Annotated in this window: 21 protein-coding genes and 2 pseudogenes; 8 read left to right on the top strand and 15 right to left on the bottom strand. The window is 71.5% G+C overall.

Annotated features, from left to right (window positions below; genetic code table 11):
• Positions 1 to 103: 103 nt before the first annotated feature.
• Complete coding sequence (locus ACH5AO_RS00630; protein ID WP_398920303.1) at positions 104 to 454, bottom strand: nuclear transport factor 2 family protein; 351 nt, start codon at positions 452 to 454, stop codon at positions 104 to 106.
• 127 nt (positions 455 to 581) lie between these two features.
• Positions 582 to 1,493 (bottom strand): SDR family NAD(P)-dependent oxidoreductase, encoded by a 912-nt coding sequence (locus ACH5AO_RS00625; protein WP_398920301.1) that lies wholly within the window; start codon positions 1,491 to 1,493, stop codon positions 582 to 584.
• Positions 1,494 to 1,594: 101 nt separating this feature from the next.
• On the opposite strand from ACH5AO_RS00625, the gene ACH5AO_RS00620 reads away from it, so the two are divergent.
• Positions 1,595 to 2,212: a TetR/AcrR family transcriptional regulator gene (locus ACH5AO_RS00620; protein ID WP_398920299.1), complete on the top strand. Its 618-nt coding sequence runs from the start codon at positions 1,595 to 1,597 to the stop codon at positions 2,210 to 2,212.
• Positions 2,213 to 2,438: 226 nt separating this feature from the next.
• On the opposite strand, the pseudogene ACH5AO_RS00615 reads toward ACH5AO_RS00620, so the two are convergent.
• Together ACH5AO_RS00615 and ACH5AO_RS00610 are read right to left on the bottom strand one after the other, a co-directional pair.
• Positions 2,439 to 2,832 (bottom strand): annotated as a pseudogene (locus ACH5AO_RS00615) (NAD(P)/FAD-dependent oxidoreductase); the annotation flags it as partial.
• Positions 2,829 to 3,251 carry an arsenate reductase ArsC gene (locus ACH5AO_RS00610; protein ID WP_398921060.1) on the bottom strand — a complete coding sequence of 141 codons (423 nt, stop codon included), beginning with the start codon at positions 3,249 to 3,251 and terminating at the stop codon, positions 2,829 to 2,831. The gene ACH5AO_RS00610 and the pseudogene ACH5AO_RS00615, both read right to left, overlap by 4 nt.
• Positions 3,252 to 3,346: 95 nt before the next feature.
• On the opposite strand from ACH5AO_RS00610, the gene ACH5AO_RS00605 reads away from it, so the two are divergent.
• Together ACH5AO_RS00605 and arsB are read left to right on the top strand one after the other, a co-directional pair.
• A complete protein-coding gene (locus ACH5AO_RS00605; protein ID WP_398920297.1) occupies positions 3,347 to 3,655 on the top strand; it encodes an ArsR/SmtB family transcription factor in 309 nt (102 codons plus the stop codon).
• Entirely contained in the window at positions 3,652 to 4,764 is a 1,113-nt protein-coding gene (gene arsB / locus ACH5AO_RS00600; RefSeq protein WP_398920296.1) for an ACR3 family arsenite efflux transporter, read from the top strand. Before ACH5AO_RS00605 ends, arsB begins: the two co-directional genes overlap by 4 nt.
• Positions 4,765 to 5,055: 291 nt before the next feature.
• On the opposite strand, the gene ACH5AO_RS00595 is transcribed toward arsB, so the two are convergent.
• Entirely contained in the window at positions 5,056 to 5,430 is a 375-nt protein-coding gene (locus ACH5AO_RS00595; RefSeq protein ID WP_398920294.1) for an ArsR/SmtB family transcription factor, read from the bottom strand.
• A complete protein-coding gene (locus ACH5AO_RS00590; protein WP_398920292.1) occupies positions 5,355 to 5,825 on the bottom strand; it encodes an NAD(P)-binding protein in 471 nt (156 codons plus the stop codon). Before ACH5AO_RS00590 ends, ACH5AO_RS00595 begins: the two co-directional genes overlap by 76 nt.
• Before the next feature lie 109 nt (positions 5,826 to 5,934).
• On the opposite strand from ACH5AO_RS00590, the gene ACH5AO_RS00585 reads away from it, so the two are divergent.
• Positions 5,935 to 7,338, top strand: coding sequence for an FAD-dependent oxidoreductase (locus tag ACH5AO_RS00585; RefSeq protein WP_398920290.1), 1,404 nt, complete (start codon positions 5,935 to 5,937; stop codon positions 7,336 to 7,338).
• Positions 7,339 to 7,629: 291 nt separating this feature from the next.
• On the top strand, positions 7,630 to 8,100 hold the full coding sequence (locus tag ACH5AO_RS00580; RefSeq protein WP_398920288.1) for an ATP-binding protein: 471 nt from the start codon (positions 7,630 to 7,632) through the stop codon (positions 8,098 to 8,100).
• A 98-nt stretch (positions 8,101 to 8,198) separates the two neighbouring features.
• Here ACH5AO_RS00580 and ACH5AO_RS00575 read toward each other — a convergent pair whose 3' ends face one another.
• Together ACH5AO_RS00575 and ACH5AO_RS00570 are read right to left on the bottom strand one after the other, a co-directional pair.
• The gene (locus tag ACH5AO_RS00575; protein ID WP_398920286.1) at positions 8,199 to 8,744 is read right to left on the bottom strand and encodes a hypothetical protein; all 546 of its coding nucleotides are present in this window, start codon (positions 8,742 to 8,744) and stop codon (positions 8,199 to 8,201) included.
• A 464-nt stretch (positions 8,745 to 9,208) separates the two neighbouring features.
• Positions 9,209 to 9,922: a hypothetical protein gene (locus ACH5AO_RS00570; protein ID WP_398920283.1), complete on the bottom strand. Its 714-nt coding sequence runs from the start codon at positions 9,920 to 9,922 to the stop codon at positions 9,209 to 9,211.
• A 957-nt stretch (positions 9,923 to 10,879) separates the two neighbouring features.
• On the opposite strand from ACH5AO_RS00570, the gene ACH5AO_RS00565 reads away from it, so the two are divergent.
• A protein-coding gene (locus ACH5AO_RS00565) for an IS5 family transposase (RefSeq protein WP_398920280.1) occupies positions 10,880 to 11,688 on the top strand; the annotation gives its coding sequence in 2 pieces (ribosomal slippage) (positions 10,880 to 11,222 and positions 11,222 to 11,688; 810 coding nt in all).
• Between the two features lie 125 nt (positions 11,689 to 11,813).
• Here the strand turns inward: ACH5AO_RS00565 and ACH5AO_RS00560 are convergent.
• Entirely contained in the window at positions 11,814 to 13,829 is a 2,016-nt protein-coding gene (locus tag ACH5AO_RS00560; RefSeq protein ID WP_398920278.1) for a serine/threonine-protein kinase, read from the bottom strand.
• 57 nt (positions 13,830 to 13,886) lie between these two features.
• Positions 13,887 to 14,255 (bottom strand): hypothetical protein, encoded by a 369-nt coding sequence (locus tag ACH5AO_RS00555; protein WP_398920277.1) that lies wholly within the window; start codon positions 14,253 to 14,255, stop codon positions 13,887 to 13,889.
• A 220-nt stretch (positions 14,256 to 14,475) separates the two neighbouring features.
• Between ACH5AO_RS00555 and ACH5AO_RS00550 the strand changes: the two genes are divergently transcribed.
• A complete protein-coding gene (locus tag ACH5AO_RS00550) occupies positions 14,476 to 15,135 on the top strand; it encodes a hypothetical protein (protein WP_398920275.1) in 660 nt (219 codons plus the stop codon).
• Positions 15,136 to 15,328: 193 nt separating this feature from the next.
• Here ACH5AO_RS00550 and ACH5AO_RS00545 read toward each other — a convergent pair whose 3' ends face one another.
• Both ACH5AO_RS00545 and ACH5AO_RS00540 read right to left on the bottom strand, forming a co-directional pair.
• Positions 15,329 to 15,979, bottom strand: coding sequence for a response regulator (locus ACH5AO_RS00545; protein ID WP_398920273.1), 651 nt, complete (start codon positions 15,977 to 15,979; stop codon positions 15,329 to 15,331).
• Positions 15,976 to 17,157: a sensor histidine kinase gene (locus ACH5AO_RS00540; RefSeq protein WP_398920271.1), complete on the bottom strand. Its 1,182-nt coding sequence runs from the start codon at positions 17,155 to 17,157 to the stop codon at positions 15,976 to 15,978. Before ACH5AO_RS00540 ends, ACH5AO_RS00545 begins: the two co-directional genes overlap by 4 nt.
• Before the next feature lie 156 nt (positions 17,158 to 17,313).
• Between ACH5AO_RS00540 and ACH5AO_RS00535 the strand changes: the two genes are divergently transcribed.
• Entirely contained in the window at positions 17,314 to 17,949 is a 636-nt protein-coding gene (locus tag ACH5AO_RS00535; protein WP_398920269.1) for a VanZ family protein, read from the top strand.
• Between the two features lie 176 nt (positions 17,950 to 18,125).
• Here the strand turns inward: ACH5AO_RS00535 and ACH5AO_RS00530 are convergent, their stop codons facing one another.
• The 3 genes and pseudogenes from ACH5AO_RS00530 to ACH5AO_RS00520 form a co-directional block, all read right to left on the bottom strand.
• Positions 18,126 to 20,813, bottom strand: a complete 2,688-nt coding sequence (locus ACH5AO_RS00530; protein ID WP_398920267.1) for an ADP-ribosylglycohydrolase family protein — start codon at positions 20,811 to 20,813, stop codon at positions 18,126 to 18,128.
• A 276-nt stretch (positions 20,814 to 21,089) separates the two neighbouring features.
• Positions 21,090 to 23,637 (bottom strand): annotated as a pseudogene (locus ACH5AO_RS00525) (DUF262 domain-containing protein).
• Between the two features lie 119 nt (positions 23,638 to 23,756).
• Positions 23,757 to 24,605 carry a hypothetical protein gene (locus tag ACH5AO_RS00520; RefSeq protein WP_398920265.1) on the bottom strand — a complete coding sequence of 283 codons (849 nt, stop codon included), beginning with the start codon at positions 24,603 to 24,605 and terminating at the stop codon, positions 23,757 to 23,759.
• Positions 24,606 to 24,658 lie beyond the last annotated feature (53 nt).

The following is a 24,658-nucleotide window of genomic DNA, read 5'->3' as shown; positions in this document are numbered from 1 at the left end:
CTGAGTCGGGCGTTGCGTGTGCCGCGAGGTCTTCACCATGGATCGTGCCGGATGAGCTGGGGGAGCGGATCGGGCCGCTGCTGCCGAAGGCCGGCCGGCGTGCTCATGTGACGGGGGCAGGCCCTGGCAGGTGGGCGTTCTCCTGGTGCGTGGCGGTGAGCCTGACGCTGCTGAGACGCCAGCCGTGCGGTGTCCGGACGGCCTCGTTGTCGTAGAAGCCGACGACCAGCCACCGGTCCGGCCCGCCGCCTGCCCGCTCCTCCGGCCCCCGGTGTTCGGCGCGGACGTGCGCAGGGAGGGCCGCGCGGTCGCCGTCGAACTCGACGACGTGACCCGTGACGGTGTGGTGGGTGGCGGAGAAGGGGGCGAAGGCCCGGCCCGGCGCCTGGACGTACTCGTCGAGCGGCACGGTCATGGGCGGCAGGCCGACGACCGAGGAGAAGCCGAGGGTCACCGGGTCGCTGTGGACGGGGAGGGGAGGCGGGTGAAGTCCTTGAGGTCGGCCATGCCGGCGTAGCGGCCCATCGGCTCGATCAGTTCGATGCGGTCGGCGAGCGTGGTCCTGAAGGACTCCCTGCGGACTAGGGAGTGGGCGTGGGCGCGGGTTTCGGGGTTCGGGACCGGTGGCTCATCGCGAGGACGCCGTCCATCAGCCGGGCCGGCAGGAAACGGGCGAGGGGAATGACGAAGGCGGCGTCCGTGCCGAGGGTGTACCGGGCGCGCGGACGGGGCGTGGTCGCCACCCTGGCGATCTTGTTCCCCGCCTTCGCCGCCGGTACGGCGCGTTCGAGGAAGGCTGCGTTCGACGACACCGTCGCGTCGATGAGGCCGCCGTAGAGACGCTGGTGCTCGGCGCTCATCCCGGCGGCGAGTTCGAGGGAGACGGCACCGCTGCGGGCGGCCATCTCGGTCCGGACGCCGCCGGGCTGGACGACGACCACCTGCACGCCGTGCGCCGAGACCTCGCGGCGCAGGGAGTCGCTGGCCGCCTCGAGGGCGAACTTGGTTCCCGCGTACGCCCCGAAGACGGGCAGCGCGGCCACTCCGCCCACGGAACTGATGTTGACGATCCTGCCCCGGCTCCGTCGCAGGAAGGGCAGGAGCGCCTGGATGACGGCGATGTGCCCGAAGAGGTTCACCTCGAACTGCTCGCGCCACAAGGCGAGGGGGAGCACCTCGACGGGGGCGTTGATCTCGATCCCCGCGTTGTTGACCAGGACACGCAGGGCGCGTCGTTCAGGGTCGTCGGCGATCCGCCGGGCCAGAGCCCGGACGTGTTCCGGGACGGTGATGTCCAAGGTGACCGGTTCGATGCCGTCGGCCCGGACGGCGTCGGCCTCGCCGTCGGTGCGTACCCCGGCGAGGACGTGGTGGCCCATCGCGGCGAGGGCCTGCGCCGTCGCGGCCCCGATGCCCGACGAGGCACCGGAGACGACGGCGAGTTCGCCCGGCTCACGAGGATTCTTCCGTGGGTCTTTCCGCGGACGGATCACAGGTGCGGGTCCTTTCGGGAGGCAGGGGGAGTGGGTGCCACGAAAGTAGTCACTGGAAACATTGTTGTCAATGGAAACATTGTGGTGAGTAGGCTGACCCCATGCCTGACACCACCGAGCAGCGGCCCTACCACCACGGGAATCTCCGCACGGAGCTACTCGACGCGGCGGAGCGCAGTCTGAGGGCGCACGGGGTCGAGCAACTCTCCCTGCGGGACTTGGCACGGGACATCGGCGTGAGTCACGCGGCGCCCCGCCGGCACTTCGCGGACCGCCGCGCGCTGCTGGACGCCCTCGCCGAGTCGGGCTTCGTCCGCCTGGGCGCGAGGCTGCGGGCCGCGGTGGACGAGATCGACGACGAGGACGACCTGCCCGCTCGCCTGCACGCGTTCGCGTCGGCCTACGTCCGGTTCGCGACCGAGAACGCCGCGCTGACCGGGCTGATGAACTCCAGCAAGCACCGCCCGGGGGCGACCGCGGTCGCCGAGGCCGCCGCGGCCGCGTTCGGGCAGATCAGCGACCTGATCGAAGAAGGCCAGGCGCGGGGCGAGTTGGAGGAGGGCGATCCGGCGGACGTCGGACTCGTCATCTACGCCACCGTCCTGGGGATCACGTCCCTGCTCAACAGCGGCATGATCGAGCCGGGACGGCTCGAAGGACTCGTGGGCACCGCGGTGACACAGTTCCTCCGAGGCGCCCGCCCGACGGAGCCGCGCTGACCCAACCGCAAGACCGCGCCCCGTCTCCGCTCCCCCGGCGACGGCGCTTGCTGCCATGGGCGGGCGCGACGGCATCCAGCAGGGCGCGAGCCGGGTGGCGTCGTCGAGGTTGCCGCCGGCCGGCAGAACCACGAGCCGTGTGCCGCACATCCGACGTTCCTCGTCCGGCCCGTGCCGGCCGGTGGTCCCGCACTCCCGCTGGGTCGTCCTGCCCGTCTCGCCCGCCGCCCCGGCCGGACAGCTCTTCCTCCTTCGGCGGGCCGAGCTCGCGGTGGCCGGAGCCGGTGGCGGTGGTCACCGTCCTCGCGCGGTGGACGGTGCCGGCGGAGTCGGTGAGCAGCTTGACGTCGCCGGTGAGGTCCACCCCGACGATGTCGTCGTCGATCATCTCGGCGCCGAACCTCTCGGCCCGGGCCCGCATGTTCTCCATCGGGATCGGCCCGTCGACGCCCCCGGGGAAGCCGGGAGGGTTCTCGACCTCGGTCGTGGTCGTCAGCTACCCGCCGACGAGGATCGAGCTGCCGAACAGCAGGGCTTCAGCTGGGCGCGGGCGGTGCGGAGCGCGGCGGTGTATCCGGCGGGACCGGGCCGATGATGACGACCTCGCGTATCTCGCTCACGCCGTCGCCTCCGGCATCGCCGGGGCGATCTCGGCGATCAGGCCCTCCACCAGGGTTTTGATCTCGTCGCGGATCGGGCGGACGGCCTCGACACCCTGGCCGGCCGGGTCCTCCAACTTCCAGTCCAGGTAGCGCTTGCCGGGGAAGACGGGGCAGGTGTCGCCGCAGCCCATGGTGATGCAGACATCCGACTCGCGGACCGCGTCGACGGTGAGGATCTTCGGCGTCTCCTGGGAGATGTCGACGCCCACTTCGGCCATGGCCTCCACGGCCGCCGGGTTGACCTGGTCGCCCGGGTCGGAGCCGGCGGAGCGGACCTCGACACGGTCCCCGGCCAGGTGGGTCAGCCACGCGGCGGCCATCTGGGAGCGTCCGGCGTTGTGGACGCAGACGAACAGGACGGACGGCTTGTCGGCCATGGTGATCGTTCTCTCTCGTCGCATGGCGGAACCCCGCCGCCGATGACTTCAGCCCCCGCTGGTATCAGCGAGCGATGATGTGACAGTATCAGCGCATGCTGACTTCAGTCGATCCTGATGTGATCCGGGTGCTGGGCGATCCGCTCCGCCTGAAGATCGTGACCCTGCTCGCGCGCGAGACGCTCTGCACGACGCACCTGGTCGAGGAGACCGGGGCCAAGCAGACCAACTTGTCCAACCACATGAAGGTGCTGCGCGAGGCCGGGATCGTGGAGACCGAGCCGTGCGGTCGCTTCACCTACTACAAGCTCAGGCCCGAGGTCCTGGCCGGCCTGTCCGAGCAGTTCGCCGCACTCGCCGCCTCCGCCCGCACCGCCGCCGAGAACAAGAGGGCCTGCCCGTGACCTCCACCGGGACCACCACCGCCCCCGCTCCGACTGGCGGTGCGGACGACTCGATCGTCAAGAAGCTCTCCACCCTCGACCGTTACCTCGCGGTGTGGATCCTGCTCGCCATGGCCGTCGGCTTGGGCCTGGGGCGCCTGATCCCGGGGATGAACGACGCGCTCGCGAAGATCGAGATCGGCGGGATCTCCCTGCCGATCGCGCTCGGCCTGCTCGTGATGATGTACCCGGTCCTGGCGAAGGTCCGCTACGACAAGCTCGACCGCGTCACCGGCGACAAGAAGCTGATGGTGTCCTCGCTGGTCATCAACTGGATCGTCGGCCCCGCGGTCATGTTCGCGCTGGCGTGGATCTTCCTGCCGGACCTGCCCGAGTACCGCACCGGCCTGATCGTCGTCGGCCTGGCCCGCTGCATCGCCATGGTCATCATCTGGAACGACCTCGCCTGCGGCGACCGCGAGGCCGCCGCCGTCCTGGTCGCCCTCAACAGCGTCTTCCAGGTCCTCGCGTTCGGCCTGCTGGGCTGGTTCTACCTCGACCTGCTGCCCCGGTGGATGAACCTCGGCGACGGACAGGGCCTGGACGTCTCGGTCTGGCACATCGCCCTGAACGTCGTCGTCTTCCTCGGCATCCCGCTGCTGGCCGGCTTCCTCACCCGCCGCATCGGCGAGCAGAAGCTGGGCCGCGCCGACTACGAGCGGAAGTTCCTGCCGAAGATCGGCCCCTGGGCGCTGTACGGCCTGCTCTTCACGATCGTCATCCTCTTCGCCCTGCAGGGAAAGACGATCACCTCCCAGCCGGTCGACGTCATCCGCATCGCGCTGCCGCTGCTGGTGTACTTCGCGGTCATGTTCTTCGGCACGTTCCTGCTCGGCAAGGGCCTCGGCCTCGCCTACGACCGCACGGCGACCCTCGCGTTCACGGCGGCGGGCAACAACTTCGAGCTGGCCATCGCGGTCGCCGTCGCCACCTTCGGTGTCACCTCAGGCCAGGCCCTGTCCGGGGTCGTCGGCCCGCTCATCGAAGTGCCGGTGCTGATCGGCCTGGTCCATGTGGCGCTCGCATGGCGACGGAAGTTCGCGCCGGGCGCGGTGACGACGGCCCCGTGACGCGGCAGACGGACGTGGTGGTGGTCGGCGGCGGCCAGGCAGGGCTCGCCGCCGGCCACCACCTGCACCGCCCCGTCCTCGTCGAGGGCGGCGAAGCGGTGCTCGGGCAGCTTCGCCGCATCGAACGCCTGCCAGGCCGGCGCGGCGGTCCCGAAGGTGGCGTCGCCCTCGTCGATCCCCGCCTGGTGGATGGCCGGCACCTGCTCGGCGTGGTCCGGCGCCAGTGGCACGATCACCGCGCTCACGGATCCGCTTCCCACGACGTTCCCCCTGGCCCTGGTCCTGGCCCGGTCAGGCCGCGGCCGGCAGGGTCAGCAGCTTGCCCATCGCCGCCAGCACGGACGGCTCGACCCGGTAGTAGACCCAGGTGCCGCGCCGCTCGGAAGTGAGCAGCCCGGCCTCCTTGAGCTTCTTCAGGTGGTGGGACACCGTGGGCTGGGAAACGCCGACGTCGGAGATGTCGCACACGCACGCCTCGCCGCCCTCGTGGGAGGCCACGGCCGAGAAGAGACGCAGGCGGACCGGGTCGCCCAGCGCCTTGAACATCCGCGCCGCGGTCTCGGCCTCCTCGGCGGTCATCGGCCGCTCGGTCAGCGGCGGGCAGCACGGCGCCACGCCCTGATCGTCGGCGGGCTCGAGCAGCGGCAACACCTTCGCATTCGACATGCGTCTATGTTGACACATGTCGAACCAAGGGGGCGAGGGTCGCCGACCCCGTAGGTGCGCGGCAACGTGGCGGGCGGAGCCGGCGTCGCCGCGCTGGACGCCGGTGACCCGGTGCGGATGTCCGCCTCCGGGCGGGCGGCATGGCTGGTGAGGCAGGCGGCGACCTCGTCCCGGTGCGGGTGGCGGTCCGGACCGCCGGGGAACGGCATCCCGGGCAGGGAGCTGTAACGGGCCGGGGAGAACAGGGTGAGGCTGTCGTAGTACCGAGGCCGGGATCCGGCCGCGGTCCCGGACGCCTCCAGCACCACCGGCCGAAGGCCCTCGCGCGGCAAGGCGCAGGCGGCGACAAGGCCGGACTGCCCGCCCCCGATCACCGCGACGTCGACGTGCTCCATGAACGAACCCCCTGATTTCGATGAATGTCTATGTTGACGTCTGTCGATGCAGGTGCCATGCTGGGTCGCGCAAGTCATCGACGGATGTCGAAATACGCAAGGAGTCGCCGTGAACGCGCCCGCCATCACCGAGCTGCCCGTCATCGTGATCGGCGCCGGACCCGTCGGTCTGGCCGCTGCCGCCCACCTCCTCGAGCGCGGCATCGAGCCGCTGGTCCTCGAAGCCGGCCCGGCCGCCGGCGCGGCGGTGCGCGAGTGGTCGCACGTGCGGCTGTTCTCCACCTGGGGCGAGGTCGTCGACCCGGCCGCCGAGAAGCTGCTGGCTCCCACCGGCTGGACACGGCCCGACCCGGCGACCTACCCCTCCGGCGGCGACTGGGCCGACCTCTACCTGCAGCCGCTCGCCGACGTTCTCGGCAACCGCGTCCGCACCGGCGCCACCGTCACCGGTGTCTCCCGGGCCGGACGGGACCGCATCGTCGACGCCGACCGCGAGCAGCAGTCCTTCGTCGTCCACGTCACCTGCACCGACGGCCGCGAGGAACGGCTGCTCGCCCGCGCGGTCATCGACGCCTCCGGCACCTGGACCACGCCGTCTCCTGCCGGCGGCAGCGGTCTGCCCGCGCTCGGCGAGAAGGCCGCCGCAGGCCGGATCACCTACCGCGTACCGGACCTGAAGGACCCCGCCGTCCGCGCCCGGTACGCAGGCAAGCGCACCGCCGTCATCGGCTCCGGCGCCTCCGCCTTCACCGCCCTCGCCTACCTCGCCGACCTCGCCAAGTCCGGCGACGGCTCGGGCACGAAGGGCGTGTGGATCCTGCGCCGGGGCATCTCCGGCTCCACCTTCGGCGGCGGCACCGCCGACCAGCTCCCCGCCCGCGGCGCCCTGGGCCTCGCGGCGAAGGCCGCCGTCGACGAAGGCCACGCGGACGCGGTCACCGGCTTCCGCACCGAGGCGATCGAGCGCGACAGCGACGGCCGCCTGATCCTGGCCGGCGAGGACGGACGCCGCCTGGACCCGGTCGACGAGGTCATCGTCCTGACCGGCTTCCGCCCGGATCTGTCCTTCCTCGACGAGCTGCGCCTGGGTCTCGACGAGCGTCTCCAGGCGCCCGTCGCGCTGGCGCCGCTGATCGACCCCAACCAGCACTCCTGCGGCACCGTCTACCCCCACGGCCACCGCGAGCTCTCCCACCCCGAGCAGGGCGTGTACCTGGTCGGGATGAAGTCCTACGGCCGCGCCCCGACGTTCCTGGCGATGACCGGCTACGAGCAGGTCCGCTCTGTCGCCGCCGCGATCGCCGGCGACCTCGAGTCCGCCGACCGCGTCGAGCTCACCCTGCCCGAGACCGGAGTCTGCGGCGGCGCCGGCCTGTTCGATGGGCCGGACGCCGCTGAGGCTGATGGTGGCGGCTGCTGCGCGCCCGCGCCGCAGCTCATCCAGCTCGCCGCTCCCGCAGCGGTCGGGGCGGCTCCCGAGCAGGCCGCGGCGGGCGGCTGCTGCGGTTCGTGACCAGCCCGGGCACTCCCAGGCACGGGGCCGCGACCGGAACAGGGGACCGGTCGCGGCCCCGCGCCGCCCTGCCCGGCCTCTGCCTGACGCAGATCGTGAGCTGGGTCATCCTGCTCATCGCGCCCCAGTTCTGTGCCATGGCCCGTCGTGACGGCAACGAGCGGCGAGCCGTCCCGGCCACGGGTGCCGGCCCGTACACCTGCCGTACGAATCCGTACGGCGGTCGTACCGCGTGGCCGGGTACGGAGGTCCGACCTCGTCAGGCCGTATGCGTGACGGGACGGTTACTCCATGAAGTCGCCGAACGCCTCCACCGAACCGCCCACCCGCGTCCCGCAGTTCACCGTCCGCCTCAGCAGCACCGGACGCGGCGCCCGTCTCGCCCGCCGGCTCGCCGTGCAGCAGCTCGCGGCCTGGGGCGTCCCGTACGACTCCGAGACGTCACAGGCCGTCGCCCTCGTCACGGCCGAGCTGGCGGCCAACGCCGTCACCCACGGCCGCACCCCCGGACGGGACTTCCGGCTGACACTCCTGCCGCTGCCCGAGCACGGCGTCGTCCGCGTCGAGGTGACCGACACCCGTCCGAAGGACCGCCCCCGCGACCCGGCGGCCGAACCGGCGGCGCCCGACGCCCCGTCGGGGCGTGGACTGCTGCTCGTCGCGGCGTACGCCGAACGGTGGGGCTGCGAGGTGCGGGACACGTACACGAAGACCGTCTGGGCGGACCTGACGCTCGACGGACCACCTGTCCTCCCCATGTGAGGATTCCGCTGACGGAAGAACGCCCGCGGTGAGCGGATTCGGTCCGTACGATCATGGTCCGACGGGCGGCCGTGGACTCCGCTCCCCGGAAGAGGGCCTCAGGCCGGGGGCATCCCCTGTCCGTCCGGGACCCTGGCCGTCGTCGACGGCGGCCGTCCGGGGGCGGGGAGGAGCAGGGCGCGGGCGAGGGCGGACGTCACCGGGACTGCGTGGTCCGGCAGTTGCCGGGCGGCCCATGCGGCAGTCAGGGCCAGGAACTCGGTCAGGTCGCGTTCCGCTCCGGTGAGCAGGAGTCTCAGGTCGGCGGTGGTGAGTTCGATCACGGGACTGTCGTCCCGGTCGGCGTCCACGGTCAGGCGGGCGACGTCGCCGTGCCGTTCGGCGAGCGGGGACGGGTCGTGGCCGAAGGAGGCCCAGCCGTTCCCGTCGAGGACGTCGAACCAGTCGCCGCGTTCCTCCAGGCCGTTGCAGCAGCCCGGCAGCAAGGTGACGCCGGAGGCGGTGCCCGTGACCCGCAGGCCACCGGAGACGAAGAGGCCGTCCATGGTGAGCAGCCCGTGCAGGAAGGAGCCGAGCGGGTCCGCGGGCCGTGGCGAGGGGGCGTCGGCCGCCGGTACGACGTCGTTGTGGGCGGCGATGCTCATGACCGCCGTGCCGACTTCGGCGGGGAGCGCCCGCCGAACGGGCGGCCGCGGCGCCGAAGTCGCTCTCGACCTCCGCCTTCTCGGCCGTGTTCGGATACGGGTCACGCCCCTCGTCGTCGGCCGCCCTTGACGCGACGTCGCGAGCGCACCGACGCGGCGGCGCCCTGGCGCCCCCGCCCACCGACCGTCGCCACCCCCCACCCGGACGCCGTAGCGGTCCATTGACCAGAGAGTGGGGCTCCGGAGACCGATTCGCTACGCACCGTCAACGACCGGTTCCGGATTTGACATCATTCCGCGCCGACGGCTCGACCCAGAAGCCCTGATGCCGGCCTGACCCTCTACCAGGTCCTCGACGTTCTTCAGGACCTGCTGAGGTGCTGGACCGGTACCTGCACCACCTGCGGACAACCCCTGCCCAGCCCTCGAAGAAGCCGCGGACAGCCCCAGAACCCGACGAAGCACTACTGGCCGTGCAGCCAGACCCGCAGGGGACCGACCGCCTCGAAGCCATGGCGGACGGCGGCATCCAGGTCCGCGCCGTGCTCATAGCCGACCACGGGCAGGGTCGGGAACAGCCGGTGCACCGCATCCAGCACCACCGGCCAGGCACGGTCAGCGCCGCCCTCCACCGCGAAGACATTGGAGATTCCGACCACATGGTCGTTGCGGCTCGCCACCGCCCCAGCGGCCACCAGGCCGTCAGCGGAGCGTCCGACGAGCACGGACGTGGCCGGGTCATCAAGCAATTCGGGCCGGAAGAGGTCCGCGTTGCCGTCCCCGCCATCCCAGGCAAGGGCCCAGGCCCGCAGCGTGTCCGGGCTGCTGACCACGTCCCAGGCGAGATCCGGTGAGGTGGTCGGCGCGCTCGCCGGGCGGTGGATCCACTGCGCGTCGAACAACACCTTGAAGCCGGCCCCCGTCAGATCGAGGTCGGCGAAGCTGTCCTTGACGCAGGCTCCGGGAGCGGCGGTATCGATCCGGTCCACCAGCGCGGCGGCATCGGTCCCCGGCACCAGCGTCACCGCGTCGGGGTAGTACAGCGGCGGCCGGGACGGGACGGCCCAAGCCTGCGACCCGAACTCGCCCGCCAAACCGTGCGATCGGCTCATCGAGGCGCACCACTCGGCGTTGTTGCGGGCCGCGGCCCGGATCACGAACTGCTTCGTTTCTGTCACGAGTGCGCATCATGGCCCCGCCCGGCCCGGTTCGTCGAACAGTTTCCGTCAGCCACAGGACGGACGCCCCGGACACTCTGTCCAGCTCCTGGGGAATTACGTGGCCGTCCACAGTACGGGACCGCGGTGGTCTGCCCCGCTCCTGTGGACAAGCCGTTCAGCGAGCGGAGAAGTGACGCGCGAGCCGGTCGATCTCCTTGACCCACAACTCCGTGTCGTCACCCGGCCGCTTGTACGGCGCGCGTCGGGCCAGTTCAGGGCGCCGCGGGCTGGGCCGTCGAGTTCAAGCGGTACGAGCGGCTCGACGCGCGGGCCGCCCGGCGGACCGGCTTGCGGACGACTCCCGACACCTCGGACCCGGCGGTGCCCGCAGCGCGGGCCGGCCGGCCGGAGGAATCGCAGCCGAGGCGGAAGCCCGAGCCCGCCCGTGCCGAGGTGAACGCTTCCGTCTTCGGCTCCACGGCGGGCCGTGCCCCGCACACCAAGGACGCGCTGCTGACCGCCGTGCGTGACACGCTGGCCCGTCACGCACGGCTGCAGCGCACGCTCACCTGGGAGGAGCTGGCCCGCACGGTCGGCCCTGAACTGGAGAATTACTCCATGGCCGAACGGCGGCCCCCCCCTGGTCGAAGTCGACAGTCCGCTGCGGGAACACGCGCCGGTCCTCTCCGCGCTCCTCCGGGAGAACGGGAAGCCGCTGCCGTACCTGTCCCAGGTGCTGCCCCGCCTCGGCGTCCTGTACTTGAGCACCTCGACGCGTATCGCGGAGTGGACCGTCGTGGAGACGGAGCGGGCGTTCGCCGTGTACGCGGTCCCCTCACGTGCCGTGCGGCCACGGCTCTCCCTCGCGCCGACGCAGCCCGTGGTACGCCGTCCGGGGAAGCCGAAGAAGGAAAGGCCGGGCACAAGGGTGTTTAGACGCCGTTTCTGATGGCGTGATCGTTCGTTGAGCGGTGCATGACAGATCTGGTTGAGCGGTTGGTGCCGGACGAGTTGTGGACGCTGTTTCGGCGGGTGGTCCCGCCGACGGAGGTCATACGTCCGCAGGGCGGCGGCAAACGGAGGGCCGGTGACCGCGAATGCCTGGCAGCGATCATCTTCGTGGCCACCTCGGGCTGCACCTGGCGGCAGCTGTCGCCGGTGTTCGGGCCGGCCTGGCCCACCGTCTACCGGCGCTTCGCCCAGTGGAGCCGGGCCAGGGTGTGGGCCAGGCTCCACCGGGTCGTCCTCGACGAACTCGGTGCGCGGGGCGAGCTGGACTGGTCGCGGTGCGCGATCGATTCGGTCAGCGTCCGGGCGGCAAAAGGGGGCCTCTGACCGGACCGAATCCGACCGACCGTGGCAAGAGCGGATCGAAAATCCACCTCATCACCGACCGGAACGGCGTGCCGCTGTCGCTGGGCATCTCCGGCGCGAACATGCACGACAGCCTCGGCCTGCAGCCGCTCGTGCGCGGGATCCCGCCCATCCGCTCCCGCCGCGGACCGCGCCGCCGGCGTCCTGCCAAGCTCCACGCCGACAAGGGCTACGAATACGACCACCTGCGGAAATGGCTTCGCGAGCGTCGCATCCGCCACCGCATCGCCCGCAAGGGCATCGAGTCGTCCACCCGACTGGGCCGACACCGCTGGGTCGTCGAAAGAACGGTCTCCTGGCTGGCCGGCTGCCGCCGCCTGCACCGCCGCTACGAACGCAAGGCCGAGCACTTCCTCGCCTTCGTCGGCATAGCCGCAGCCCTCATCGCCCACCGCCGACTCACCAAGTGAAACAACGTCTAAGGGTGTCCTTGTTGTCAGTGTGCGCGTGCCAGGTCCCGTGCCGCTACCGGCCTGGGACACGGTCGCCGACGAGGACACACGGACGTAGGCGGAGCGTGTCCCGAGGGTGCGGCTCAGGCGGGACAGTCGGTCTGCGAGGTGACCGTGCCCCAGCGGATCATCAGGTAGCCCGACCCGCCGATCTCCGCCACGGCGTAGCGGGTGTACGGCCAGCCGTCGCCCGAGGTCTGCCGCTGGTTCGCCAGGGCCCGGCACGCCTCGCCCGCGGCCGTGTCCGCCCAGGTCTCGATCTGTCCCTGGTTCCACATCAGGTAGTCCGACCAGACGTACATGGCGGAGTTCGCGGGATCGAAGCCCACTTTGATCTCCTCGTTGCCGAGTACCTGGTCGGTGCCGAGCGTTTCGCGCATCGCGTTGGTCCGCTCGATGATCTTCGTGGCGGCGCGGTCCGCGACCCGGATCTCGGTGTCGTCGGTGCTGGGGATCATCGCCGACCCGAGTCCGTTCTCGTCCGGCTCCCAGTCCTGTCCGGTGCCGTAGGCCGCGTCGGTGCCGTCCTCGAAGGCCGACCGGCACTGCGTGTCGGCGGCGAAGTCCTCCTGCCACGTCACCTGCGGGTCATGGCCTTTCTCCTCCCGCACCGTGACGTATGTGCGGTAGGGCAGCTCGGGGTGGAGGCGGGGTACGACGTCCCTCAGTGTCGCGCACATGGACCTGGCGATCTCCGTCTCCGCGTACACGATCCCGTGCTCGTCCTCGGAGTCCAGTCGATACGAGAAGTAGACCTCCCCGCGTGACTCGTGGAACCTCACCGCTCCCAGGGAGAGTTCGATCGGTTCGAGGTCCCGGGAGAGGACGCCCATGTCGTGCAGCGCCACGCGCGCCACGTCGTGCTCGCCCTCGCCCCGAGCCGTACGCGCCTGCCCCCAGCTCTCCGCATTCGCCGAGTCCTCGCCCGCGGCCTGCTGTCCTCCTTCCGCCGTGTCGTCCTTCGCGGTGTTCGCGGACGGCCGCGCGGACCCGGTCGAGGAGAGGGACGACGCCGGGGGAGTGGCGGAGGAGGTCCGTCCGCTGTTGTCGGCGTCGCCGGGCATCAGGGCGGCCGCCCCTCCGGCCAGGCCGCCGACGACGGCGGCGACGAGGACCACGGCGCCCGCCAGCCGTCGCTTCGACCGATGCCGCTCCGGGGGCACGTGCCAGGCCGGATCGGCCTCGGCCGGTACGTCCCAGAGGGTCGTGACCATGTCCACGGCCGTCTCCGGCACCGCGTCGGCGGACAGCACCTGGGTGACCTGGGAGGCCAGCAGTTCCGCGCACGCCCGGGCGGCCTCGGAGGCCGACGGGCGTGCGTCCGGTTCCTTGGCCAGCGCCTTCTCCGCGATCCGACGCAGCGGCACGGGGACGCCGTCCAGGTCCGGTTCCCCGGACATCACGCGGAACGCGACCACATCCGGTGCGCCGGTGCCGAAGGGCAGCCTTCCGGTGGCCGCGTAGGCCAGGAGCGCTCCCCAGGCGAACAGGTCGCTCTCGGGGCCGGTGGTTCCCGTGCGGTAGTGCTCGGGGCTGATCCAGCCGGGGGTGCCGGTCATGACACCGGTGCGGGTGACACTGGTCCCGTCGGCTGCGTGGGCGATCCCGAAGTCCAGGACGCGCGGGCCGCCGGGCGTGAGGATGACGTTCTGCGGCTTCACGTCGCGGTGCACCACACCCGCGGTGTGGATGGCCTCCAGCGCCTGCGCGGTGGCCGCCGCGAGCGCGTACAGGCCGCCTCCGGTGAGCGGTCCGTGGGCGAGCAGGTGCTGGTGCAGCGTCAGGCCGGGGATGTACGCGGTGGCCAGCCACGGGGTCTCCGCGTCCGGGTCGGCGGTGAGGAGCGGGACCAGGTACGGGCCGGTGACGCGGGAGGACAGCTCCACCTCACGCCTGAAGCGGGCCCTGAACTCCGGCTCCTGGGCCTGCTCCGGATGAACCACCTTTACCGCGACGCGCGTTCCGTCGGAGCCGACACCGGCGTGGACGGTTCCCATGCCTCCGGCCCCGAGGCGGCCGACGATCCGGTACGGACCTATGCGGGAGGGGTCGCCGGGACGGGCCGGCTGGACTCTTCCGCCGGAGCCGTTCTCACTCACAGATTGTTCCTTCGTACGGGACTGCGGCGGTCTGTCCCGCCCCTGTCGACAAGCCGTTCAGCGAACGGAGAAGTGACGCGCGAGCCGGTCGATCTCCTCGATCCACAGCTCCGTGTCGTCCCCCGGCCGCTTGTACGGCGCGCGCCGGGCCAGTTTGAAGAAGCCGCCGGACGGCCGAGCGGTCTCCCGCAGGACCACCAGCGCGGAGAGCAACGGCAGCGTGCCGTCCGGGCTCTCCCGGACGGAGGCGTCCTCGAGCAGGTAGGGCATGGGGCCCTCGAAGGCGGGGACATGGTGGCCCCGCCGAGCCAACTCCTCGCTGAGATCGCCGTACGTCAGCGGTGCCGCCCCCGCGTGTGCCCGCTCCCGCAGGATGTCGACCACGGCGTCCAGCGCCCGCCCGTACTCCGGCGTGTCCTTCTTCATCGCCCTCTCCCCCACCCCGGTGTCCGGCTCCGAGCCGGCTCAGAGCGTAAGCGCCCCGCGCGCTGAAGGGCAGGGGTGCACGTCAAATTTCTAGCACAGAGTTGTGAACTGAGTGCACGAGCTGCATACTGGCCCGGCCGGTGCCATCGAGCTGAGCCCGTTGCTCCGCTCGTGTCCGCACGACGGGCCACTCCCATCTGCCACACCTTTGGGGTTCACCATGCGCATCATCCGTGTCTCCGCAGCCGCGGCGCTGCTGCTCGCAGCCCTTGCCGCCTGCGGCCCGACCGTCGACACCGGCACGGGCGACGCCGCGTCCACCGCCCCGTCGGCTCCGGAGACGTCGGCCACCGGCGCAGGAGAGGAGGAGGAGGCCGGGGAGTCCTCGGCCGGATCCGGATCCACCGCGACGCTGCCGGACATGACCGGCAAGGGGCTGCAGAGCGCCCAGGACGAGGCGCAGGCCGCCGGCTTCTACCTCCTCACGTCCCACGACGCGCTCGGCCGGGGCCGCAACCAGCTCCTCGACCGGAACTGGAAAGTCTGTGCCCAGACCCCGGCGCCCGGCGCGCACGCGACGGACACGAAGGTCGACTTCAGCACCGTCAAACTGGAAGAGAGTTGTCCCGCGAGCGGCGACCAGGGCGAACCCGAGGAAGCCGGCTCCACCATGCCGGACTTCGCGGGCAAGTCCGTCAAGGTCGCCCGCCAGGCGCTCGACAGCTCCACCAGCATCACGGTCGACGACGTCTCCGGCCAGGACCGGATGGTGCTCATGGAGTCGAACTGGCAGGTCTGCTCGACCGATCCGGCGGCCGGGGCGGAGCTCGACGGACAGCCGGTGACGATCAGCGCCGTCAAGTTCGGCGAGAACTGCTGACCGCGCGCCGGCTCCTTCACGGGCGCACCCGGGCGCCTGAGGCTTCCACCCCTCGAACCCCGAACCCCGGGCCGGGATTCGGTGCGCGGGCGCCTCGGACGCGGGCCGTCCGTGCGGCTCGGTCGCTGACGCCCCAGGGCGAAGACACTCCTGCCCGGCCCGTCCCGGTCGTGGGGCCGCCGCGCAGGCCCGGTCAGCGGGCGAGTCCTGATTCCCACGCCCAGGCCGCTATCTCGACCCGGTTGCGGGCGCCGAGTTTGCCCTGGATGTTGGTGAGGTGCGTCTTCACCGTGCCCGCGCTGATGTGCAGGGCGGCGGCGATCTCCGCGTTGGTGTGCCCGCGGGAGACGAGGGCGGTGACCTCGGTCTCGCGCTCGGACAGGGGCGAGGGGCGGACAGGGTCGGCAGCGGCGGCGGGGCGGGTGAACCGCCGGAGCAGGCGGACGGTGATGGCGGGGCTGATGAGGGCTTCGCCGGAGGCGGCGGAGCGGACGGCCTCGGCCAGCAGGCGGGGCCCCGCGTCCTTGAGGAGGAAGCCGCAGGCGCCGTGGTGCAGGGCCTGGTGGACGTACTCGTCGTCGTTGAAGGTCGTCACCATGACGACCTTCGGGGTGTGCGCGGCCCCGGGACGGTGCAGGTGCCGCAGCGCCTCGATGCCGTTCAGCCGCGGCATGCGGATGTCCATGAGGACCACGTCGGGACGGTGCAGGCCGGCCTGCTGGATCGCGGCGACCCCGTCGGCGGCCTGGGCGACGACCTCGATGTCGTCCTCGGCCGACAGGATCATGGCCATCCCGGTGCGGACGATCGCCTGGTCGTCCGCGAGAAGGACACGGATGGTCATCGGAGCACCTGCCGCAGGGGAAGGGGGAGTTCGAGTACGACGTGCCAGCCGGCCTCGGGACCGGGACCCGCGGTCAGCGTGCCCCCGGCGGCGACGGCGACCTCGCGCAGACCGCGCAGCCCGTAGCCGGTGCCGCCGGACGGACGGAGGCGTCCGTCGTCGGTGATCCGCGCGGTCACCCGGCGGCGGGAGACGTCCAGGTGCACGTGTGCGGTGGTGCAATCGGGGGCGTGCTTGCGGATGTTCGTCAGCGCCTCCATGACCACGCGTTCCACGAGGTGGGCGGCGTCCGCGGGGAGGCTGCCGGCCGGGCCGGTCTCGGTGAGGCCGACCCGGGCCCCGGGCAGCCGGCAGCCGGCGACGAGGGCGCGGACGGCGTCCGTGCCCGGTGCCCGGGTGTCCGGGACGGCGTCCTCGCGCAGGGCGCCGACCATCCTGCGCATGGCGGTCAGCGCCTCCGCCCCGGTGGTCTCGATCAGTTCCAGGGCGTCGCCCACCGCCTGGGGCTTCCGGGCCGCGACGGCACGGGCGCCCTGCGCCTGGAGCACGATGCCCGATATGTGGTGGGCGACGAAGTCGTGCAGGTCACGGGCGAAACCCAGGCGCTGTTCGAGCCTGATCCGCTCCTCGTGCTGCCGACGGGAGACGGAGACCAGACGGACGGTGAGGCCGGAGGCCAGGGCGCCGCCGGCCACCAGCGTCAGGACGAGCGCGACGACGCTGCTGCCCTCGTCCACCTCGATCACCAGCGGACGCAGGACGACGGCGGCCATCAGCAGCGGCAGGGCGACGGCGGTGCCGGCCGGGGAACCCCGCCGCGCCGTCACGTGCAGCAGCACCATCAGGGCGGCCGGCTCGAACAGGGTGTAGGCGTCGGAGGCCTGGTCCAGGACCGGACCCCCGCTCGCCGCCACGCGCAGCCGGACCGAGCAGGCCAGTGACACCAGGGCCGCGCCGCACGCCGCCCACGCCAGCACCGCGGGGGACGGCTTGGTCCCCACGGCAGGGAAGACGACGGCCGCCGCCGCGGCCGTCGACAGGAGCAGCGTGATTCCGGTGCCCTGGCTTTCGAGGGTGCCGGTGTCGACGTCGATCAGCAGGGCCGCTCCGAGGAGGCAGAGCAGCAGGGCGCCGGCGGCGAACCGGACGGCGGCCGGCGTGCGCAGTGGTCTGAGCATGGTGAGAACCCTAGCCGCGCGCGGCACCGGGCCCCCTCTGCCGAAAGTCGTAGCCGTCCACCGGGGAATGGGTCTTTCGGGAGATCCGCCGGGCCCGGCCCGCAAGGAAGCTGAAGCACGTCAGCACCGCTCGACCCGACCGAAGGATCAGCCCTCATGGACATTCGCTTCCAGGTGGACTCCGCACCCGTTCTCGGCCCCGCGCTCGTCCTGTTCACGGCCGTCACCGTCGTCCGGGTGAGGCGCGGAGTGTGGGACGGGCGCCAGGGTTTGCTGCGGCTGGCCGCCGCCGTCTACGCCGCCGCCGTGCTGTCCCTGACGGTCTTCCCGCTGAACGTGACATGGGGCGAGTACGCCAACCAGGCTCCCTGGATCGGCCAGATCAACTTCGTCCCGCTGCTCACCGCGGACATCACCATGGTCCCCAACGTCATCATGATGGTGCCGGCCGGCTTCCTGCTGCCCCTGCTGTTCCGGAACGCCACCTCGGCGTCGCGGGCCACCCTGATGACGGCGGCGGCCAGCCTGTCCGTGGAAGCAGCCCAGATGCTGTCGTACATCGTCCTGAACAACGGTCGCTCCGTGGACGTCAACGACCTCCTCGCCAACACGCTCGGCGGCCTCGCGGGCTACGCCCTGGTGACCCTCGCCCTGCGCGCGCCGGCCCTGCGCGGGACCCTCCTCGCGTCCGCACTGCCCCGCTCCGCGGCGGCGCGGGCCGACCACCGGCGGACGGCGACCGCCAACGGCACCCAGGAGGCCACTATCGGGGGTTCCGTCGTCCGGCCTTGACCGCACCCGCTCCCGGAACGGCGCGTCACGTGACCTCGGCGTGCGCGGGGTGGCGGCTCACGCCCCTGTGGTCGTGAGCCGCCGTTCTCCGCGTGACATCCTTTTCACCGCGACGCGCGTCCCGTCGGAGCCGACCCCGGCATGGACGGTCCCCATGCGTCCCGCGCCGATGCGTGTCACCAGCCGGGGTAGCGGTCCCACCAGTGCGGGTCCCAGCCGGCGGTGTACTCGCTGCCGCCGGGGGAGTCGGTGATCTGGGTGATGAGGTCGCGGGCCAAGGCGTCGAGCACCCAGGCCAGTTCGTGCCGGCTCACCAGATCGACGGGCAGCGCCTCCGCGCCGTGCGCCGCTCCGAGCAGGGCGCCGGTCACGCAGGCCACCGAGTCACCGTCCGGCGCCCCGGCGGCGAAGCGCAGCGCGTCGCTCACCTGGTTCCGCTCCGGGAAGGACGCGGCGACGTACACACCGCCCAGCAAGGCCGAGGGCGCGGTGGCGTCCGGCGCGAGGCCGGCGAGGAAGCTCGCGTCGGCGGGATGAGTGTCGGCCCCCTCGAGTGCCCTGGTGAGCTGTTCAAGTTCACCGCCGGTCATGACGTCCCGGAGGGAGCGGATGCCCAGCTTCAGGGCACGCCGCACCTGCGGCTGAGCGCCGCTGGTGAGGCAGTGAGCGGCCAGCACGGTCGCGTGGGCGGCGGCGGACTGGGCGGCGGGGTCGCCGTGGGTGAGGGCGGCCATGGTGCGAGCCTCATTGACCCAGTGGTGCGATTCCTGCCCGGCCACGGCCACAGCGACAGGGAGAGTGCGGGTGAGGGCATGGCACCCGCGGCTCGCCGTGGGCTTGCCCACGGCGCCCGGCTCACTTCCGGACAAGGCGGTGACGGTCGCGGGCGCCGAACCCCGCCGCTGCGCGAGCACCGGCACCTGGGCGAGCCAGCCGTCGGGCCACACTTCGCCGCTGCCTGAGGTCCAGCGGCGCCGCATCCGGTCCACCTCTATGCCCTGCAGAGCGGCCCAACGGCAGTACGCGTGCCACACCACGCCCGAGGGCGAGCAGATGCCCTTGTGGTTACCCCGCACGAACGCGCGGATGGTTCCCTCGGCCGTGAAACAGGCCAACTGGGTGCTCACCCCGGCCCGCAGCGAGACGTCGGCGGGCAGCTTGCCCCGGGCCGTGCCCAGGGTGTCACCCACCGCCAGACCGAGCAGCAGCCCGCGCACCCGCGAAGCCGCCCACTTCTTCCTCAGGAACTCGGTCTGCCACTCCGGCTCCGAGGCGCGGTCACGTTCGGGCAGCGCTTCGTCGTCCTCCTCGGAACGGCTCACCGGCGAGGTGCGGGCGGTCGCCGCCGGACCGGCCAACGCGTGCACGGCGTCCAGCAGTTCGACGTGCGCCGAAAGCTGCCAGCCGCCCACCAGCACCTCGCGCAGTTCCTTCAGCGCGGTCCCGGCGTCCGCGCCGGTGGCCAGGTGGCTGTACACGGCGGCGACGGCCGGGGTGCGGCTCTGGCCGGCGGCGCAGTGGAGCAGGACCCGCTTGCCCGCGCCGCGCAGCCGCAGTACCTCGCGGGCGGCCTGGTCCACGACGTAGTGCAGGTTGGAGTTGTCGCCGTCGCTGTCCACGAGCCAGACGCGGACGTGCTCGATGTCGGCGTCGGCGCCGGGCAGCACCGGGGCCGTGCCCATGCGGCACAGCGACACCACCGCGTCGACGGCGACCGGCTCGCTCCCCTGGAGCAGGGCGAGGTTGCCCAGCACCACCCCGGGGTCGTGCGGGTGGGGCACGGCGAAGCCGCGGTGCGCGCCGGCCGGGACGGGGACGCGGGCCGCCGAGGGCCAGCCGTCGCCGTCGTCCTGCCCGCCCCGGGCGGTGCGCACCGCCAGGCGCACCAGGTCGACGCCGGTGAGACCGGGCCAGCCGTGCGCGGCCTGCTGCCACTGCAGCGGGATGCCGGAGCAGCCCCAGCGCGCGCCGAGCAGGGCGCCGGCGATCGCCGCGACGGTGTCGGTGTCGTTACCGGCCCGGACCGCCGCCTCCAGGGCGAGGCGCAGATGCTGGGCGGGGAAGCTCCGCTCGGCGGGGGCCAGTTCGGGGACAGGGGTGCGGGTGATCGCCGACCAGGCGGCCTGGAGCGCGGAGACGACCCAGCCGTTGGGGGAGAAGTGGTGCGGAGGGTGGGCCTCCGCCTCGTCCAGCCGCTCCGCCCAAAGCCCTCGGCGGTCAGCCGGCAGCAGGTCCAGGCCGGCCCGTACGCCCTCGAAGGTCCCCTCCAGCACGGCGGTGCGGATTCCGGAGCACCACAGCACGCAGGCGTCGGCGCAGTCGGGGTCCGGGTGGGTGAGCGCGCTGACCGCGACGGCCGCATCGGCCATGGCGGCCGCGTCCCCGAGATGGGCGAGGGCGACGATCCCGGTGCGCATCAGGGACCCGTTGCCGGCGTTCTGGGGGTACTGGGCGGCGTAATCGCGGGCGGCACCCAGCATGGCCGCACCGGCGGTCCCGGAGGCGCGGCCCGCAGCCGACAGGACGGCTCGGGTCTGGTTTCCGACGTCGCTGGCGCCCCCGGCGAGCCATCGCTGGAAGTTGGCCGCGATCGCGTCGAGGGCGTCGGCGTTGCGCAGGTCGGCTCCGGTCGCCGCCACCTCGGCGATACACACCTGCATCTGGGTGTCGTCGGAGTACTCGCCGGGCTCGTACGGTCCCAGGCCACCGCCGATCATCCGCGGCTGCTGGTCCTCCCGCAGGGTCGCCTGGAACTCGTACGGCACGCCCAACGCGTCGCCCACCGCGGCGCCGAGCAGCACCCCTGCGGCCCGGTCGGCTCCGCGCGCGTCGAGGCGGGGGTTCGGTATGCGTGCGTTGGCCACGGATGACTCCAGACGTTCGGTGGCGCGCGACGGGCAGGCCCGGTCGGCGATGGTCGTCAGGCGGGATCCCGTTCGGGGGCGGCCGGAACGGGAGGAAGGGGTGCGGTGTCCGCCCCAGCAGGTGGCGGTCTATGGCGCTTGACGCGCTCTCAGCTTGGCACCGCCCCTCTGTTATCGTCAAATAGACGATTGAGGTGGTGCGGAAGAGACTTCGCTAGGCCGGCGCCGCCCCCGCCGTGAGAGGGCGGCGCCTCAACGCGTGGAAACGGCAGGGCCTCAGTCCCGCCGCGCCAGATCCAGCGCCGCCACCCCCACGAACCAGTCCAGCACCCCGCGGATCTCTTCACCGTGCTTCGCGAAGACGCTCACCGGGAAGGACGGGCGCAGTTCCAGTTTCGCCTCGGGCAGGTCGATGCCGTCGATCTTGTTCAGGCGGTTCAGCAGCTCCCGGCGCTGTTCCGTGTCGTCGAAGGGCGTGCGGGACTTCAGGTACTGGAAGACCACTTCGACCGTGCCGCTCACGGGGTAGATCGCCACCGGCCAGAGCAGGTTCGGGCTACGGCTCGTCCCGGCGTCCAGCATCGGGAAGCAACTGGTCTCCTCGTGCCAGCCGTAGTTGACGTGGCCGCCCTGCCGGCGCCAGAAGTCCAGGGCCGCAATGACGCCGGGGCACGCGTCCGGCCAGTGCTCCTGCAACTGCGCCCGGAAACGCTCGGCCGCCGCCGGGTCCTCCTGCTCGGGAAGTGGATCGTCCGAGGTCTGCTGTGCGACGTCCTTGCCGAGCAGGGTGGCCAGCTCCGCGGCGGTCAGGCGCTGCGACGCGTTGGCACGGCCCGACGGGTCGAACTCCACCCCTTCACCCATCAGCAGCTCCTGCGGCGACGGCCGGTCACTGACGTCCACCCAGCGGAACGCCGGAGAGATCTTCCCGTCCGCGGTGAGAACCCGGTACGCACCCATCACCGTCGGATGGGAGCTCAGATAAGCGCCGACGGGGACCGGGTGACTGCCGATCAGCTCGGCGACATCTCCGTACGTCGTCCACGTACCGCTCGGCATCGCCACCAGGGCGGCCCGCAGCTCGGCCCAGCCCGGCCACTCCTCACCCGTCGGCTTGACCCCGCAGATCGGGCCGGGCCACAACTCCACCGCCCGCTCCGTCAGACGGTCGGCACGGGCCAGGATCTCGGCCTTGCCCCAGTGCTTCTCCGCAGCGATCTCCTGGTTCATGTGCAGGGCGCTGGAGTCGAGGATCTGCTGCTTGCGCTCGAACGGGCTGTTGGACAACTTGGCGTTGTCCCCGGTGAGGGTGAGATTGCCGAGCGTGTGGACCAGCAGGTCGTGCAGCTCCTGCGGAGTCTGGCCCGGCTCGGTCTCATCGGCGAGCAGATCGAACCAAGCTGAGGTCGGACGCTGCGGAAGGATGTGCTCCACGCTGAGGGACGCCTTCACGAAGTCGACCGGCTCGCTCGAACCGTAGCTTTCCTCCAACCGGCGCAGGATGTAACTCCGCTGCGGAGGCCGGCCGCTCCAGTAGAACGGCTTGCTGCGGATCACCTCGCGCAGCTCCTCGTCGCTCGGCCACCGGCGGCGTCCGCCGGACAGGAACCGACGGACCGCCTCGGCGGCGGGACGGTCGGTCTCCAACTCCTTCGGCGCGTCCATGAAGATGCGGTTCAGGTTGTTGGTCGGTGTCTGGCAGATCACGCGACGCACCAGGTAGGACTCGACGCAGAGAAGAGCCTCTGCAGCGTCATCGGGTGTCGTGGCCTGCGTGTCCACCAGGTCCAACAAGTGCAGCGCCAGCGGGTAGTGAGTTTGGCCTCCCCAGGCTGCCAGGCGCTCCAGCACGGCGCGGAGCACAGATGAACTCTCACGGTGCGGTTGGATGATGCGCAGCAATCGGCCTGCACGTTCGGCCAGTTGTGCGATCTCGCGCTGCAACGCCTCTTCGTCACCGGCCATCGGCTGCAACCGCTTCTGCTGCTCCCGGTAGATCTCGCTCTGCTTGGTCTTGTGGTGGCCACGCACCACCAGGTTCAACCAGACGAGGAGTTCGAGGTTCTTGGGGCCGAGGCTCTGCTGCATGGGCAGCCACAGTTCCTGGTAGACCCGCTCGCCCCGCTTGGGCAGGAGCATGAACACGTAGTTGCGCAGCAGGTCGCTCTGACTCAGCCCGACACCTGTGTTGTTGATCGACTCGAAGATCCGGTAGACGTTGTCACCCGGCTCCGCGGTGATCTCCACGATGGACAGCAGGTCCTTGAGGACGGTCTCCACCGTGGCGATCCACCGGTCGTCGCCTGTGGCCTCCTGCCCCTCGGCGAGCGCACCGAGGAAGAACCGTAGGCGGCACCGATGTTGTCGCTGCCACCGGCTTCCGCCCGGGACTGGACGCAAGCCGTGTACGCCTCGCGGTCGGCCTGCGTCGGGAGCAGCCGGTAATGATCAAGGCCCTCGTGGAACTCGTTCACCAGTATCTGCCGGTGGACCCTGTCCACACCGCGCGGATCACCCGTTCCCTTGAGGTGGTCGCGCAGCGCGGTGAACGCCAGCATCAGTGTCGTCAGCCGTTGCTGACCGTCCACGACCAGCCACCGTTGCACACCCCCGGCCTGGATCTGGCCGGGAGCGAGCACCACGGAGCCCAAAAAGTGGGGGCACCGGCCTCACCCGACAGATGCTGGTCGACGAGCTCGCAGATGTCCTCCCAGAGCCGTTTCAGCTGCTCCCTGCCCCAGCTGTACGTCCGCTGGTACAACGGGATTTGAAACTGCTTGTCCCCCTGGGCGAGCTTGAGGAAGGTGATCTCCTGCGCGCGCATGCGCTTCCTTTCCCTGTCGGCTGGGGGCAGCCTGACGGCCTGTCCGATGATCCAAGTCACCGTGACGACGGTCGCTCAATCTACAGTGAACTAAGTCAATGGTGGTGAGGTTGTGGCCTTTATGGCTGCCGGGGCACCTCGTGCGTGAGAACTGCCGCCGCCTGCCTGGAGATCCGAGGCATCGTCTCGTTGGGGGACCGGCGCAGCAGCTTGATCGACCGGCCCTCGGCCCACGCGTTCCAGGCCTTGAGGTAGTAGAGCAGGTGCTCGCGTGAGTCGTCGCGGCGACGGTGCGACGTGCCCGTGGCGAGATTGAGCATCGTGTTGCGCAGGGTGAGGCGGGGATCGCCCGGCTCCAGGCGTGCGCCGGTCACGATGCCCTCCTTCCAGGGGCCCTGATCGATGTCGGGCCTCGCCTCGCTGGTCACGTACCAGCCGATGGTCGCCGCCGTGACGGTGATGCGGCACGCGCGGTTGAGTGCGATGCCGTACGAAAGGGCGTCACGGATGCCGGGGTGCCCATCGAGCATGGTCAGGAGCTGGTCGTTGCTGGTCACCGACGATCCGCCGCTCCAGGACGAGTTGGGCGCGTTCAGGTAGAGGTGCAGGCCGCGCAGGGCCGCCGCCAGGTGTGTGGCGTTGGCCTCGCCGGCGAGGGCGAGCGCGTCCCGGCCGGTGCGCTTGCGTCCCGTGTCCATCACCGTGAACGCGGTGCGCGGAACGCCGTGGGTGACGGTCAGGGGGACGGTGATGCCCGCCTTGGCGATCGCCGCGAGGCGGTGCTGGCCGTCGATGAGTACACCGTCCTCGTCGAAGGCGATGCCCTGGTGTGTCAACTGCCACTCGCCGCGCTGGATCCGGCCCGCCAGCTGCTGTACCGCCGCCTTGCTGAGCGGGCGGTTGCTGGTGTTGCGGGTGAGCCACTCCGTCGCGAGTTCCGGACTGACGTGGAGCACTTCCATACGCATGGCGCGTGGCCTTTCTGTGGCGTCTGCCTGGAGCTGTGCGGACGATGCCGAGT

This window comes from Streptomyces sp. NPDC018964, from assembly GCF_044390325.1.
In the GTDB taxonomy this organism is placed as follows: domain Bacteria; phylum Actinomycetota; class Actinomycetes; order Streptomycetales; family Streptomycetaceae; genus Streptomyces.
This window is presented reverse-complemented; position numbering and strand designations above follow the sequence as displayed.